This is a genomic window from Bacteroides sp. OF03-11BH (genome assembly GCF_003604005.1).
Classification (GTDB): Bacteria; Bacteroidota; Bacteroidia; order Bacteroidales; family Bacteroidaceae; genus Bacteroides; species Bacteroides ovatus.
Genome location: NZ_QTMW01000004.1, coordinates 86,256 through 103,032, shown reverse-complemented (window position 1 = coordinate 103,032; position 16,777 = coordinate 86,256). Strand labels below are relative to the sequence as shown.

The following is a 16,777-nucleotide window of genomic DNA, read 5'->3' as shown; positions in this document are numbered from 1 at the left end:
AGTTGTTTACTGTAATAAGACCTTCAACCCTTCCGCTACCTGCATAGCATAAAACTGCTCATACTTTTCCATAAACACAGGATATTTGTCCAGTTCCAATGACACAAAAGGTGATATTTTCAAGAACTCGGCCGGCGATCCTCCCGAAATCAACTTCCTGTCCGCCGGGGTGATGTGAGGTTCGGAGATAGCTATATTTTCACCGGACTCGGTGCGCGCACCTATCAGGTATTTGCAATAAACAGCTATCAGGAAAGCCTCTATCGAAATATCCTTTCCATCCTGCAACATCTGTTTGAGTATGGGTACCACATAAACCGCAAACTTAGCAATACCATCGCCGCAAAGCCGTGATACCTGATCGCTGATCGCCTTGTTTGAAAATCGTTCGATAAGCTGGTCTTTATACGCTTCAAGGTCAACGCCCTCGGGAACCGGAACATAAGGAGTAACGTCCCTGTTCATAAACAGCTTTATCATCGCACGATACCTCTCGTCTGCCATTACAGCATCGACCTTCCTGAATCCTTCCATATAGGCAGGATAAGAAAGAAGAGTATGTGACGCATTGAGAAGACTTAATTTCATGATTTCATACGGGGTCACATCATGGGTGAATGTAACTCCCACCTTCTCCCATACAGGACGGCCTGCAATGAAATTATCTTCAATCACCCATTGTATAAAGTCTTCACAACACACATCTGTAACCTTACCCGGTTTTGTTACGGGAGTGATTCGATCCACCATCGAATTCGGGAACGTCACTTTCTTTTTCGCCCACGCTGCCACCTCGGGATATTTCGCTTCGAAGTATGACATAAACGCACATTTGGCGACATTGCCGTTCATCTGCATGTTGTCACACGAAAGAATCGTAATCGGCAAATCTTTCTCCATCCGGCGTTTAAGTCCTTCGGCTACATACCAGAACACACTGCGCGATTGGTTAAAATCAACCTTATATCCCCCTTCGGTAATGGTGAGAGAGATGATTTTTATCTCCTCCGATGCTATTTTAGCGATGATAGGCTCACTGTCTATTTCCCCCCATGCCAGTTCTACAAGCGAACCAATCAGCATACTATCCTGTTCGCCGGAAGGGCTGCATGTCGTCAACTGATATATGCCGTCGTCTTTCTTGAGGGCGTTGAACAAGACCCCGTCCGTAGGCATAATCATGGCTCCGAATACCCCCCAGCATCTTTGTGACGGATCTTCAAGTAATAAATTTGTGTAAGCTTCGAGATGTGCACGATGGAAGTTTCCAACACCGAAATGTACTATTCCGGCCTTTATTTCAGCACGATTATAATTAAAAGTCTTCATACGATAATTTCAATGTTTCGGCAAGTGATTTTTCCACCTTGTCGCAATGTTCTATATAGAATTTATAAACCTCATTCCATTTGTAATAAGATGCTTCAACCACTTCCAACGGCAACCGGAGGTCTTTTTCATTCAGCATAAACTTAACTAAAACGTCCGGATTGTCTTTTGATTGGTAAAAGATCATCTGAAGGTTCGCCCCCATCGGAATATCCCAATACTTCCAACTCTGCAACGCTTCTTTGGAATTACTAGCCTCCCGCGCCCACGTTCCGGCTTGCAGATTTGTCAAGATAGCCATCAGAACGCCATCGTGTCCGAAGTTGAGATTGATACCATGACGCTTACGAACCAGATCTTCGGCAGATTCGTCTAACAAATGGCGTAACGTGCGGGATGCAAGTCCCCAACTACGCCCGTGAGATACCGGTTCAGGACCTTTCTGCGCAAAATACTTATAGTTCTCGATTTCTGCCCAAGCCAATATTTCCTCTTCTGTAAAAATATCCCATATAGGCACTTGGCGGTCGAGGCATTGCATCAGCGATGCCATTAACCAGAAACGATGGATCAGGTCGTACTTGTCATACTCACTTTCTACTTGTGTAACATCTATAAACAGCCTTGTAAAAAAAGCATCCACATCCAACTTTTCATCTATATATGAACGATATTTTTTATACCAACTGTTTTCCTTACCAAGTATATATTTATCAAGCGGACTTCTGTCGGGACATACGTTACCGTATGGATTCAGTGTGGTAAGGAACGAACGGGAATTGTCTATCTCCGCCCACTCAAGCCCGGGACGTAGCGACAAAATACCCGAATTTACAGATTGCATGGTGGCCGCCACCCGAAGCACATTCGTTGCGTTAGTCTTCAAATAGGGATGGCCTTCAAATACTTCCGGATAGTTTTGTACCATCCTCCCGCCTATCTCCCTTGTCTGACGATAATAACCGATTTGTGTCAGATCGCCTTCTTTGTAAAACACATTTTTCTTGAACGGTTCAAGACGTTCGTACAGGGCTTTCCCAAAATCGGTAAGATTGTTTGTGGCATGAGCTTTCTCCAATACGCCGTATATGGTAGGATAAGTCACCTCATCGTCTATCTGACGCGCTCCGTGCCGGAAATAGCCGTTTATATAGAAAGGCGTATATCCTTTGGGCGCCGGCGTAACCGGATGTGAAAGATCGGTCACATAATACACGCCGCCCGCACGTTCCGGATCCCTGCGTATCTCGTCGAGAGGATTTTCGGGCACCGGCTTTTCTTTCGGAAGAGAGAGTTTGAATATGCAAGGAAGATCAGACGTCTTTTTCGTATTCGTATTGGTATTGACATACATAACCCCGTCTTTAACCACAATATCTTCCGGTTCGTAAATAACCTGTTCCTGCACATTGTACCGGGCAGTAATTGTCCGCCTATCCGTATCGTACACCCGGATGCAGGAAGGACGGCTGTCATCCTGTTTCCCAACTCCGAAGCAAAAATAGATTTTACCATCATGCATACAGCCCGCTTGTGTGAACCATACCTCATAGGGGAACACCACCTGATCGAGAATGTCATTTTCGTCGAGGCGCACCTTTGCACCCTCACTCAACGATGGTATGCGGAATTTGGTGGCGACATACTGGTTTTCCCATGCATGCTTTGTCACCTTCGCCACAGTACGTTTACGCGCCGAGAATATCCATATAAAGCCCCGTTCCCGATCGACCAGCCAGCTTGGCGCTCCAAAGATGGAGACATACCCTTTCTCCGCCCACTTCGAGCCATCGAGTTCAATTGTCTGTGCGATTTCGCTGCTAAAACGTTTTCCACGACGGGTGATGCTCTCCACAAAACACAACCATTCCAACTCGCTTCCTACCTTCCCGTTTGTGATATACAAGAGAGGAAACGATGCTCCGCGTTTTGTCTCGACGCCAAAGCATACATTATTTACATGGTTGTCCGGATGGGAGGACGCCAACTCAAAGCCTGCCACAGGTTTCGGATCGGCACTTTTGAAATCATAGATATTCACGTGTCCTCCATCCTCGCACGAGAATATGTAATCATCCCATATTTCAAGTCCTTGCTGTGCCCGCCCCCGTCCTTCCTTTGCCAGGAAGACAGAGCACTCTACCTCTTTCTCCGGCTCTACATACAACTGGGCGATAAGGGGAATAGAGATCAGTAAGCACACGACAGACAAATAGATCTTTTTCATAAGTATGCTCTATAAATTTAAAGTATGATTATGTTCTACGTTAATCGAACAGCTCTATGCCTAACGACTCAAGCCGTTTCTGCAACTCTCCTACATCGAGAGCCCGCGGAGTACAATGCTGCGACGCACTCATGGCAGCGGCAATGCCAACAGCCTCTCCCATCGCCATGCAAATACTCATGACACGATAGGAAGCGTGAGCTCTGTGAGTACCCGATATGCACCGTCCCGCCACCAAAAGCCCTTCCAAGCCCAACGGGAGAAAACAACGATACGGCAAATCGTATGGTTTGCAATATTGTATGGTCGGTTCCGCCTGTCCGGCTCCGTCAGGATTATGTATATCGACAATGAACAATGCTTTATGTACCACCACATCGGCAAAACGGCAGCCTTCTGCCATTTCATCAACATCGATCACATAGTCGCCCATCACCCTGCGGCTTTCGCGCACTCCGGTTGTTGTACCGCTTCCGATCACTCTACAATTTTCGTAACCCGGCAAATTTTCTTTCAAGAATTGAGTCAGGAGGCGTATCTGTTGCCTAAGTTCAAGATCGGCGGTGAAAATAGAGCTTACCGAAGTTATATCCACCCTATTGACTTGTGTCGTATTTACCTGACGGCAACCCGGTCTGACCGATGGATGCAAACGCACGGCAGCAAGCATCCGGGGAAGTTTGCCCTCATCGGCTTTCTTTTTACACCAATCAAGAAAACACTCGCCATTCAATTGGACATTGTCTACATCTCCAATACAGATAATTCCTTTCGATTCATCTACGCCGTCAATAGTGTATTCAAGGGTTACAGGCTGCACGAGTCCGTCAGCACGTCCTTTTTCTATTTTTGCACCGGCAAGAAAAGATACTATGGCATCACCGGTACAGTCAATCGTGTTCTTGCTTACACTACCGAGAATAGGGCCGACATACCCGGCGGTCAGGTTACCTCCGATGACTCCGTATCTTTCGATAAGAGCAACACGTGCTCCTTGCCGGGCGGCGGCTACAGCCGCACATATCCCGGCAGGACCTGCACCTGCTACTATTACATCATAATATTTTGTATTCATTATCTGCTTGTATATGGACCGGAAATAGTCTTAACAGTCATTGCCCCGTCAGAATCTGTGATTGTCACAACTCTGTATTTGTTTCCCCCATCGGTCACACGAACTACAATATGTCCATCATATCCCTTTACTCTCGCAGCCTCTTCCGCCGTAACCCGGTCGTCTACTCCGCTGGGGCGATCGCCTTGCCAGAAGTTAGTGATAAACATGTCACACGCAGGGAGTGTTGTCTCCATCGAATTCAGTATATCGGTACGAGGATGACAATCTACCCACGAATTGACAACAATCGTTTGTGGATTGAGTGCTTTCAGAGCATCTACCTGATTGGTGTTGGTTACACCGTGATGGTTAGCTTTCAATAGTTCCACCTGACCCACTGCTTTTGCACAGGGCAGTTCGGCATCTTTCCACGCATGACTCGAACGTCCGTTATACTGAAGGTCACCACCGGCAAAGAAATCAAAGTTGCCATACGAAACTTTCATCACACAACTGGTTATATTCTCCGGCGGACAATTGTCACTGGAGGTAATGTTCTTACTGTTTTCGTATGTAATCTCCGAGAGTTCAGGGAATGTCTTCTTTGTGGTAGTGCCCGAACCTGTCCAGATCTCTCCATTCACTGCCACGTTTTGCACCTTTGCAGTAGGATACTTTGCAGGATTATACTTCTGAACGATCTGATCATTCGCCCCTGCTTTGAATATCGCAGCATCGAACTTTTGATTGGCGACATGCCATTTCACTGCATTGATATAGTTATTACAACTTGGAGCATTGTCTGCCATTGTCGCCATATTGAACGGATAGTTATAATCGGGATAGCCACGATCGAGAAGCGTACCAATCTTGAAATTGTCGAAAATATCGGCAAAACCTATTAACGAATAAGTGTCGGAGTTGGAAGATTTCGGCAAGGAAGAAGTATAACCGCCGAAGTGGTCATTATGGAAGTGTGTAAGTACGGCATAATCAATCGTACTGTTACCTGTCCATACCATACACTTACGAATGTAATCAGTTATAATCTGTGAACCACGGGTAGAAGTCAGAGTCGGATCCCAACGACTACGGATACCGGTGTTGGTCGTATTACTATTAGAGTTGGTCGTAACACTCGAACTTGCGGCATCAATAAGCATTTGCGTACCATCCGGGAATATTACAAACATGCTTTCACCGGTAGTCGTATTGATGAAATGAATATCCATCACCCCCTCCTGCCAGGCAGGAATCGTCTTACCTACCTCTATTTCAGTGGCAGCATCTTCCCCACCTCCATCCGGACGAATCAAAAATGAGTGAGACTCATTGGAGCTGCATCCTACAATCGCAAGGATGAACAGACTAAATATAAATATTAACCTTTGCATGCTATATGAAGATTTAAAAACATCTCTCCGCCTTCAATGCTGACGGCAAGACGAATATAATTACCAAAATTTGAATTTACCTTTATAATATGTTGGCCAAGTCCTTTGAAGATTACAGGATCACTACCGTCGTCAGCCCAATGTATACCGTCTTGCGATAGTTGTACACGACCTTCGAATACGGGATCTCCTTCTATTTTCTCAACCATAACAAAAAATATAGCCTCATCTGCCCAACCAGCCTCGTAAGGATGAGTGAAGAAAGTACCTTTAAAGAACTTCTTTACCTCAAGATGGGAATCATTAAACATTTTCATATATTACATTCCTCCTTTTATTCTTGTGAAACAACAACAGAATCTATATAAAAGAATACACGACGATTGGTATCAGTACCCACCCAGAAAAGAGGATTGATAAGATTGTCGATGCGTCCATATCCGTCAACGGTATCAGCTGCAATGCCACGCATATCCCAAATTTTGTCCTGACATTGGAACTCTACATATTCACGAAGCTCTGTGTCAAGTTTCAGACGCATGTATTGCCAATTGAGTTTACAGTCGGTCTCATTGTAAATGAGTTTCTGATGACCATCTTTCAAATCTTTGAATCCATCGTGGTCGCCATTAGGATAACGGCGGCCGAACCACCAGGGATCGACTCCCCTCTTACACCAGTCTCCGTCAAGTCCATAAGCCCAATCGCGGTCGGTTATGTCTTCATTGGAATGTTCATACTGCCACTTCTGCATTAATTTGCCATCTACTGCATTGAGATAGCGAATTCCTACATGGTAACGTTTTCCACCCTCCTGTACATCGAATCCCATACCAAAATCGCGGATAGAACTCTCATGCAAACCCGGTTGCGGACGGTCACCGCCATCCACCACATCCTGCTCCGCCGTGTATGTAAACCAACATTCTATCTGCAAATATTTGCAACCCGGACGAGAGAACGAAAGCCGCTTAATGGCATGTCCCAGACAACCTTCCGCCGGAATCTCCGTATAAGGAGCGGCAACAGGTCTTGTCGAAAGTTTAAGAGAGTAAGTGCCGGACATTGCCCCGTGAGTGCCCGGATACCTGAAAGTAGCGGAACTAAGCATGACCGGTGGCCACTGGTCTTTATTGACCAATGTCTTGGGAACATCAAAATCGGGATATTCCGTAAAGTTAGGCATCAATGTCATCCAACCGTTAAAGCCGGTGTTGAATACATCATAGCTCAACACCCTTTTCAATGGTTGATAGCGACTGCGCAATAAAATTTCTCCAATGCTCATAATATCATTTATTTAATAAAGTTAGTACCCTGGATTTTGAACAAGTTTGCCATTCATTATCAATACATCATCACTTGGCAACGGCCATAAATAAATCTTCTCATCATACTTACGTTCACCATGCTGGACGATATAGGTTCCGTCGGCCATCGCTTCAAAAGAAGGAAATCCGTCTTTGTCAAATGTCGGAGTCTCCGGCCAAAACCAGTTGCCTGCCGCAAAGTATTCCTTTGCCCTGTTGGCTGTACGGGTAAATCCGTACATATTGTGTCCGAAAGCATTCTCAAACTGATGCCAACGAAGCAAGTCGAAATAGCGCAGATTTTCCCATGCAAACTCCACACGACGCTCACGACGGAGCACTTTGCGCAATGCCGTCTGATCGGTTGTCGTGATGGACGGATAGTCGTTGGTTTGTGTACGGGTGGTGCCATAAGCACGGGCACGGACATCGTTGATGCAAGCAAGGACAGTAGCGTCAATCTCCCCCAGTTCAATCTTAGCTTCGGCATACATCAACAAGACATCGGCATAACGCATGAGAATAACAGGGTTGTCGTTATACAAAGTAGTACGCCATGATTCTTGCGCGCCTTTGCGCAGGCAACAACCATTGTAAGCACAGTTGGAAGCATCCGAACCGCCTTTGGAATCTTTATTTGTAATCATACGATTTTGCGTATAGTCCATTATTTCGAGTGCGTTTGGCGCAGGATTCCACTCAATACCATAGATACGGCTGCCGGGAGCAGCAAACGTTTCCAGGCAACGGGGATCGCGGTTGGCAAATGGATCGTGAGGATCAAAACCGCTGCCCGGTTCATCAATCGTCTTGCCATTCGTCATTTCGTAGACAGCAAGAAGTTCCCACGAAGGTTGTGCATTATGTGTACCGCCTGCCGAACGGGCAATAAAGGAACCGATAGCCTGTGTAGTAGGTTTACCGTTTTCATCCAATTCAAGGTCGCTTGAGTGAGCAACAGAGAAAATAACTTCTTTGCTTCCTCTTGTCTTGTCGCGGAAAAGTTCTCCATAATCAGGGGCCAAGTCATATACTTCCAGATCCATACAATCTTGCGCAGCCTTTGCGGCAGTCCCGTAGTCGTGTTGATAGAGAGCGGTACGCGCCTTGTAAGCATAAGCCGTTCCTTTGTCCACACGGGTGGCGCCGCTATTATTATTTGCGGCCGGCAAATTTTCTGCGGCATAGTCATAATCTTCATAAATTTGTTTCAGAACGACAGCTTTGTCGGTACGCCCCATCTCAAATGCTTCCTCCGGAGTAATCGAAGTCACGTAGAAAGGAACATCTCCCCAAAGAGTAATCAAACGTGAATAAGCAAATGCTCTGAAAAAACGGGCTTCGGCACGAAGCGTATTCAGTTCAGTGGTGGAATATTTGCCTTCAAGTTTGTCGAGTGCCTCCAAAATCCGGTTGGCACGACTAATGTTCTTATACGTGTAACTCCAAACAGTCTTGATGTTAGGATTACTTGTAGAAGACGCATTCAATGAACCTGCCGCAATGGTATAAATGTTGGTTCGTTGTGCCCAGTCATCCGTATTACGGTCCAGCGTCCAACCTTCTTCTATAACAAAGAAAGTACTGCGATAAAAATCGTTCAACGAGATTCGAACTTCCTCCGGTGACGAGAACCAGTTTTCGCTGGATGCAGCTGAAGGAGGATTCAGATCGAGGTTCACACAAGAAGTTACAGATAGAAGAGCTATCATGCAAATCAATACATGTATTTTTTTCATATTATGTAATTTTTTCATACTCCATTAGAATTTGATATCCACTCCAAATGTATAAGTGCGTGTGATATAGGTAGAAGCACCTGCTTCAGGGTCCCATCCCGAAAGATAACTATCAAAGCAGTATGGATCATCAATATTGACGTACACCCGAAGTCCCTTGATTCCGACTTTAGAGACGATTTTTTTAGGAACTGTATAGCCAACGTTGATATTCTTTATACGCATATAGGCACTACTCTTGAGCCAGTAATCCGACATTTTGTAGTTGTTGTATTCACCGCCCTGATGACTCAAACGGGGATAGCTGGCTGCCGCGTTCTGTTCTGCAGTGTTGTACACACTCCAATAATTACGGCTGCCATTGTCGTTCAGAAGGACTGACGGAGCCGGAAGCCATTGTCCCTGCATGGGGCGAATCATACTTTCGGTGAGGCGTGAAAGTTGTTTCCCGACACCATTGAAGAGTAGGGAGAAAGAGAGACCTTTCCAGCCCAAACTAATAGAACCTCCATATAGATAGTGTGGCAATGAGCTGCCAAGCACTACGCGGTCGTATGTCTCATTGATAATTCCATCAGGAGTGCCGTCCGGACCGCTGACATCTACATATTTCACATCACCCGGTTTGGTAGAAGCCGAAAGCAGAGGGCTTTCACTGACTTCCTCTGCAGTCTGGAACAAACCTGCAGTCTTATATCCGTACCAGGAGTTATATTCTGCGCCTTCAGTAATAATGGTACCATCGCTGTTAAACTGCTGCTTGCCATTAAGATTATCTATTATAGACTTGTAATCAGAGATATTAAAACTTACCGCATAACTTACATCTCCGATACGGTCAGACCAGCCGAGTTTCACTTCCCAACCGCGGGTATGCATTTTACCTACATTCCTGTCAGGTGCCGAATAACCTGTAAACGAGGGGATTGCCACTGACAAGAGCATATCTGTTGTCTTCTTATAATAATAGTCTGCGCTAAAGTCAAGACGATTGTTAAAGAAAGCGGCATCCACACCTATATCCCAGCTCTGTGTTTTCTCCCAATGGATATTCTCATACGCATAATCCTGTTGAGCGGCAGACATCGAAGATTGGGGCGTAGAACCTGCACTGTCATACATAATGGCATTATTGAACGAAATGTATGTCTGATAAGGATAATTTCCAATCCGCTCGTTACCGAGCGTACCGATAGAGGCACGGAACTTCAGATAGTTTATCGGGGTTATGTTTTGCATGAACTTCTCGTTAGAGATGACCCAACCCACCGATGCGGACGGGAAGAATCCCCAACGGTGATCCTTGTGAAAACGTGAAGATCCGTCTTCACGAGCATTGAGCTGGAGGTAGTAGCGGCTGTCGTAATTATACATGACACGGCCAAAAAATGAACGGTATGCATTCTGATAAGAATTGCCGGCTACGGCAAGAGCATTCTTGTTCGCCAAATCAAGATAAGGGAAAGAAGACAAAGACATATCGTTGGTCGATCCCGACATCGTTTCATACGTATAACTATAATCTTCATAACCGACCATGGCATTGAAGTTATGTACCTTGCTGAAGGTCTTGTCGTATGTAGCGATGAATTGTTTCTCCAATGATTTGATGTTACGGCGTTCTTCACTTAGCGAATTGGAAGTATATCCCGAAACATATCCCAGCATAACATCGGTTTCGTATGCATCGTAAACAGGTATGGCTTTCTTCATCTCCTTGATCGAAACAGTTCCGACGGTAGGAGTCAGATTGGCAGTAAGGGTCAAATCTTTTATAGGCTTATAGCTCAACGAGAATTTACCGGTCATTGTGTTGGATACGGTCTTCTTCTCTCCGCCTTCCAATAAGGCGGCAAGCGTATTGCTAAGACTGCCGTCTTTACCGGGACCTACACGACCGTCCGGATAAAGCCCTAAATAAATGGAAGGATACATATAAGCTGCACGAATCGGACTACCGGAAGTCGGGTCATTTTTCGTGGCATAACGTACCGAGAAATCGATAGAACCGGAGAGTTTATCACTAATCTTCAGATTATTACGCGAACGGATAGAGATTCTTTCGTGGTTTGAACCTTTATAGATAGCGTCGGCATTTTCGTAGGTAGCGGAAGTGTGGCTCTTGATTACCTTGTTACCATACGTCATGGTCAAATTGTGCTTATGGCGCATAGCGGTATTCGAAAGAATAGCGTCTTTCCAATCATAGATAGGATATTGAATGGGATCATATCTGTTGTTGGTAGCATAGTTGTCGATGTAGTCCTGTGAATAGTTGGCAAACTCGCCTCCTGCAGGATTACCGGCATCGTTCCACGACCATTCATTATACATTGTCATGTAGTGATAAGGATCGGTCAGGAATTTCGGAAATTCGGTAGGAGAAGACAACGAAACCTCTCCGTTATAACCGATCGAAAGCTGTCCCTCGGTTGCCTCCTTGGTTGTTATCAAGATAACCCCGGCAGCAGCGCGAGCACCATAGATGGATGCAGAAGCCGCATCTTTAAGTACAGTAATCTGCTGTACGTCTTCGCTTGCTATATTATCGAGGCTACTGACCATCATACCATCGACAAGGATAAGCGGACTCGAATCAGACATTGTTGTCACACCACGCACCTGAACCGTAGCACTCGCTCCCGGCATACTGCTCGAACGGGTAACCGTCAGTCCCGGAATCAGTCCTTGCAAAGATTGTGAAAGTTGAGACGTACTCTGTTTCTCAATAAGCGAACTGTTGATTACACCGACCGCACCTGTAAGATCTTTCTTCTTTACAGATCCATAGCCGATAACAACCGTCTCTTCAAGTTGTACAGCATCCTCTTTAAGTTTTATATTTACTACACTTTTACCATCCCATACCACAGTCTCGGTCACATAACCAAGATAACGGAATTCTATTGTATGGCCTGATTCAGCGCCATTGAGCGCATACTTTCCCGACATATCGGAGGTAGTACCTTTTGCATTGTCTTTATCGTGGATCACCACTCCGACAAGAGGACCATTGGCATCGCTAACGACACCCTTCATTACATTCTGTGCAAAAGCCAGATTGATTTGCAGGAAACATGCCAATAACAGGCTTAATATACTTTTTTTCATACTATTTATTCTACGATTTCAAGCAATACATGTTGGTTATACTCTTTGATTGCCGCACCTGTTTCAGGGTTACTCGGATGTTGCGCTGAAAAACGTGTCTGGCCGCTTGCGTGTGTGTAATCGATATACTTCCCAGCATATTTGGCACCGCTAAGACATAAACGACCAGCCTGTCCAAACCGTAACACAATCTCATCCATATCCTTAGTCGTGGTAAATATTCCTTCGGCAGGGATATATGCGCCATTATTTTTGTTATCGAGCAACATTCCCGCAAAATTATAGGTAATAGTTGCCGAATAATTGATAGGTGCACCCGACAGTGTCTCTGTCGCACTTTCCTGAAGAGTCGAAGTCGGAAGAGCCGGTTTCCATTCTTCTCCATCCTTGAACTCGATCATCCAGTAGTTGGAACACATCGTTCCTAATTTGGTCACAAAATAGAAGTGTATCTTGGTACCGGCAGGAATGGTCGTACCTTTCATATCCCCATAGACATACCAATAATCACCGGGAACGGCTCCTGACACATACGGGTCACCATTACCACCCACTGCACGCTCACATATGGCATTCTGCACTACATAATCCGTCCGGTCACACGCCCAATACTCAATCTTACCACTTCCGGCACTTGGAGCAATAGACTTGCCATTGGTTCCAGGAAATATCGATTGTGCCTCATCATCAGCAAATGTTCCGTTCGTATTATCAGTTAAACTATTCAAGTCCCAATCAGCCAAAATGCCCGAGAAAGCATCTTGTACAAGAGTATAGGTATAGTCTGTATCATCCTGGATGGTTACCGTTACTTTAATTGTCCTTTTGGTAAATGTCTTGTTCTCCGGGAAAGTAAGTTTAATATCACATTCACCTACCCCATTTGCAGGAGAAACGGTCACATCCGCATCTGCACATACAGCCTTCCACTCCTTATCTCCAAAGACTTTGAACGAAGATTCTGTTGTAGTTGCGTCAATCGATTCGGTGATGGGACTGATACCTTTCGGAACAATCATCTTTTGGGTAATAACCAGCTTTAGAGGAGTTACATCATCGCCAATGAAACGAATGGCACCGACACGTGAACTAGTCGATGAATTTTCAGAGACTTTGATTGTAAACTTAGTAATCTCACCTTGTGTCTCATGCGAATCAACAACTGCCCAATGGCTATCGCTTCCATCAGTCTGACAATCGTTATTGACTCTGTAATAGACATTAGATGAAAGGTCAACAGTGAAAAGCCCACCTTCTGCTTCTACATCAAGTGTCTTTGTCGCGAGTGTCATATACGGATCATCCGAGTTATGACAAGATGCAAAAAGCACAAGCGACACACTTGCAAACAATAACATCTTTAGATTCATTTGATTAGTATTTAGGGTTATTAATAATTGACTAGCTAGACATTTTCAGACGTCTTGCATATATAATTCTGTATATCACATAAGCAAGTATCATGGCAATCATCAGTACGATACTTCCTATCACAATTCCTTTGACCGCAAGGGTCTTCGGATCGCCGGCAATAAGCAGACCTATCAGTAAGAGCGCAACGACACCAATGGTAATACAGAAGCAGTTAACAGCCAAATGCGAATAGATTAATACCGCTTTCTTCTCCTTTAATGTCGGTTCACGATCGGCTTCAGGATCAGTATATTCACAAATGGCTTGATAACCATTGTCTTCATACTTTTTACGTGCCGACCAAACTTCCATGATTGCAAGGATAAGTACAGGAAGTACACAACCGGCAACTGACTCTATAAGGCTTGGACTAATAACGGAGGCGGGAATTATGACGCGAGCCATAATACCAACGAGCCAGGTAAGAATCATTGCAGAAATAAGTTGGTTGCCTGTCAGCCGCTTCGAGAACAATCCCCATATCGACGGAATATATAAAGGACACATCACCATAGTAAGAAGAGTAACTACCACCTTTTCGGCACCTCCGGCAAACGGGATGAGCATTGACAAAGCGATAATCACAAGTCCAAAGACAAATGTGAAGAGACGTCCTACCTTGATACGCTTTTTCTCATCTGCCTGACGGTTTTTCTCTTTGTGTCCCCAAATATCATAAGTATATACATTGGCATATACATTCAAAATGCCCGAAACATTACTCAATGTAGCCGATAGCATCGCTGCCAACATCATGCCGACCATTCCTTTCATAAGCACGAGTTTGCTCATATTCACATAAGCGTGTTCGCCGTTGAAAGTCATTGTGGTTGCATCCAAATCAAGCGCAAGTCCGGGTTCCATCACACGATAAATCATGGTAGGAAGATACCAGATGAGAGGAGTGACGATATAAAGAATTCCGATTAAATAAGTACTCTTTTTTGCGTCTCTTGTAGTAGGCACGCTTATGTATCGCTGTACAAACGGCCAGTCACCGCCAATCATGGACACATTGAGAAATATCCACAGTAAAAGCCACCCCCATGTATAGGTCGGAGATGTGCCCGAGAAGAATCCCGGTATCTCACTGGCCTTATCGATAAATGCACTTACGCCTCCTACCGCGTTAAATGAAAGAGGTATCATAAATACAACCACGGCCAGAAGTACTCCGAACTGAATTACATCAGTCATTAGTACCGCAAGAAATCCTCCGGCAATGGTGTATCCAAGAGCGATGGCACCAAGGATGAGAAGCGCCCACCAAATACTTAGGTAACCCATCGGTGAATCGCCCATCATACCTGTACTTGCAAAAATACTGCCACCATCGACTTTGATTAATGCACACATCACAACCGCTACCGCATACAGAGACACTGCCGTATGCACCGCACGGGCTATAATTCCTGAAATCGTATAAAAACTTACCGTGCGGTGTCCGAACCGGATGGTAAGGAACTCTCCCGGAGATTTGATACGTAGCTCCCGCCATTTGCCCGAGATCCATTTACCGACAATAAACGATGCTACGCCAAGACAAAGTGCAACAACTACCGCAACAAGTCCCGATTTATAAGCAACGCCTCCCCAAACGACAAAGGTACTTGCCGAGAAGATAGTCATGTAGGAAGAGACTCCCGACAACCACCACGAAGAATTTCGCCCGGCAATAAACATATCCTCGGAGTTCTTAATTTTCCGGGACATCACAACACTCACGGCAATCAGTCCGAGAAAGTAGAGTAAAATAATGATATAATCTAACTGTTCCATATTCTGGTTCTTCTTTATATAATTGCGCCTAGTTTCTTCAATTCCTCTATGAGATTGTGAATATCAGCCTTTTGTACGGTCACACCTGCCTTTATACATTGTGCGGCTGCCACTCCTGCGGCTTGTCCTACCCCCATACAACTTGCCTGAACGCGAAGTGACGCAAAGGAAGTCTTATCAGCACTAATACAGCGTCCCGCTACGAGCAGATTCGGAAAATCTTCAGCTATAAGAGCGCGATAAGGTACATACGCCGCTTTTTTAAGGAAAGTCACGCTCTGTTCCGCACCTGCTGCCACATGGATATCTATAGGATGTGCGCCGCGTGATATGCTATCAGGATATTTATAAGCATTCACATATTCTTCTGCTGTAATGGTATGTACACCTTTGATACGACGTGTCTCACGAATACCGGCATGTACGGCGACGGTCGTCACATAACTGTTTTTAAACTCTTCAAAGTTCTCTTTAAAGATTCGTGCTATTTTAAATACGTCTTCCCGTAAGCGACATTCCGCTGCGGTAAAATTTCTATTATCAATGGCATTTCCTGCAGTACGGGTCATATTAACCGTTACTTCGCCCGGACGAAGAGTGGTGCAAAACCAAGGACCTCCAAATTCGGGGATGCCAAGTGCCTCTTTCATTGCCAAAAGTTTCTCACGAACTGCAATGCAATGACAATTCTGCCCTTGTTTATTATGGTGCATGGCATCGATTATCATGGGCGAATCTGTATCCACACCTCCTAATATAAAATAGGTGGAAAGAGGTTGCAGCGGTTTACATTCATCAGTTTGCATCGGAACACCCGCCATAGCGGCAAGGTCACCATCCCCAGTGCAGTCGATATACATATCGGCACTGATGGCTTCTGTCCCATTCTTATTCTCAAAGAGGATACAGGATATTTTGCCGTCTTTTGCCTGGCAACCGCTTAAGTAAGAGTGCATATACATATCCACACCGGCTTCCAGTATCATTTGCTGGCATAAAAGCTTGTAAAGCTCCGGATCAAAAGCTACATTGCCAAGAGGTTTCTCAATGATACAGCCTCCCATCTTCTCCAGCCGTTCGATAAACTCCCATGGAATACCGCCTATCACCTTTTCATTATTATAGGTGAATACACTCAAAGGAGTAACAAGCCCCATTGTAGCCATTCCACCTAAAAAACCATATTGTTCCACAACAGCAGTTTTCGCACCACTGCGAGCAGCCGCAATGGCCGCTATGAAACCAGCTGGTCCGCCACCGCAGACAACTACATCATAGTTGCCCACAATTGGAACCCGTTTCGAAATTTCTATACTTCGTACTTTCTTGTCCATGACCGTTTTTTATCCTTTAATTATTACCAATTCAAATAGATGGTAAACTTTGATGTGCTTTCGACCGCACTTATAAGAAAAGAG

At 45.0% G+C, this 16,777-nt stretch carries 11 protein-coding genes; all 11 read right to left on the bottom strand.

Annotated elements, in window-relative coordinates; all coding sequences use genetic code 11:
• Positions 1–6 precede the first annotated feature (6 nt).
• Genes DXA54_RS04285 through DXA54_RS04235 form a run of 11 tightly spaced genes read right to left on the bottom strand, consistent with a single transcriptional unit; the run spans position 7 to position 16,693 of the window.
• Positions 7–1,329 carry a mannitol dehydrogenase family protein gene (locus tag DXA54_RS04285; protein WP_120079012.1) on the bottom strand — a complete coding sequence of 441 codons (1,323 nt, stop codon included), beginning with the start codon at positions 1,327–1,329 and terminating at the stop codon, positions 7–9.
• Positions 1,316–3,556, bottom strand: coding sequence for a histidine-type phosphatase (locus tag DXA54_RS04280; RefSeq protein WP_120079011.1), 2,241 nt, complete (start codon positions 3,554–3,556; stop codon positions 1,316–1,318). The genes DXA54_RS04285 and DXA54_RS04280 overlap by 14 nt, the downstream gene beginning before the upstream one ends.
• Positions 3,557–3,596: 40 nt before the next feature.
• Positions 3,597–4,631 (bottom strand): FAD-dependent oxidoreductase, encoded by a 1,035-nt coding sequence (locus DXA54_RS04275; protein ID WP_120079010.1) that lies wholly within the window; start codon positions 4,629–4,631, stop codon positions 3,597–3,599.
• A complete protein-coding gene (locus DXA54_RS04270; protein WP_120079009.1) occupies positions 4,631–6,007 on the bottom strand; it encodes a ComEC/Rec2 family competence protein in 1,377 nt (458 codons plus the stop codon). The genes DXA54_RS04275 and DXA54_RS04270 overlap by 1 nt, the downstream gene beginning before the upstream one ends.
• Positions 5,995–6,324 carry a hypothetical protein gene (locus DXA54_RS04265; protein ID WP_004313403.1) on the bottom strand — a complete coding sequence of 110 codons (330 nt, stop codon included), beginning with the start codon at positions 6,322–6,324 and terminating at the stop codon, positions 5,995–5,997. The genes DXA54_RS04270 and DXA54_RS04265 overlap by 13 nt, the downstream gene beginning before the upstream one ends.
• A gap of 17 nt (positions 6,325–6,341) precedes the next feature.
• Positions 6,342–7,295, bottom strand: coding sequence for a DUF6772 family protein (locus DXA54_RS04260; RefSeq protein WP_004304775.1), 954 nt, complete (start codon positions 7,293–7,295; stop codon positions 6,342–6,344).
• A gap of 21 nt (positions 7,296–7,316) precedes the next feature.
• Positions 7,317–9,056 (bottom strand): RagB/SusD family nutrient uptake outer membrane protein, encoded by a 1,740-nt coding sequence (locus tag DXA54_RS04255; RefSeq protein ID WP_004325064.1) that lies wholly within the window; start codon positions 9,054–9,056, stop codon positions 7,317–7,319.
• A gap of 24 nt (positions 9,057–9,080) precedes the next feature.
• Positions 9,081–12,167 (bottom strand): SusC/RagA family TonB-linked outer membrane protein, encoded by a 3,087-nt coding sequence (locus DXA54_RS04250; RefSeq protein WP_120079008.1) that lies wholly within the window; start codon positions 12,165–12,167, stop codon positions 9,081–9,083.
• 5 nt (positions 12,168–12,172) lie between these two features.
• The gene (locus DXA54_RS04245; RefSeq protein WP_120079007.1) at positions 12,173–13,537 is read right to left on the bottom strand and encodes a BACON domain-containing protein; all 1,365 of its coding nucleotides are present in this window, start codon (positions 13,535–13,537) and stop codon (positions 12,173–12,175) included.
• Positions 13,538–13,568: 31 nt separating this feature from the next.
• Positions 13,569–15,359: a sodium:solute symporter family protein gene (locus DXA54_RS04240; protein WP_120079006.1), complete on the bottom strand. Its 1,791-nt coding sequence runs from the start codon at positions 15,357–15,359 to the stop codon at positions 13,569–13,571.
• A gap of 14 nt (positions 15,360–15,373) precedes the next feature.
• Complete coding sequence (locus DXA54_RS04235; protein ID WP_120079005.1) at positions 15,374–16,693, bottom strand: FAD-dependent oxidoreductase; 1,320 nt, start codon at positions 16,691–16,693, stop codon at positions 15,374–15,376.
• Positions 16,694–16,777 lie beyond the last annotated feature (84 nt).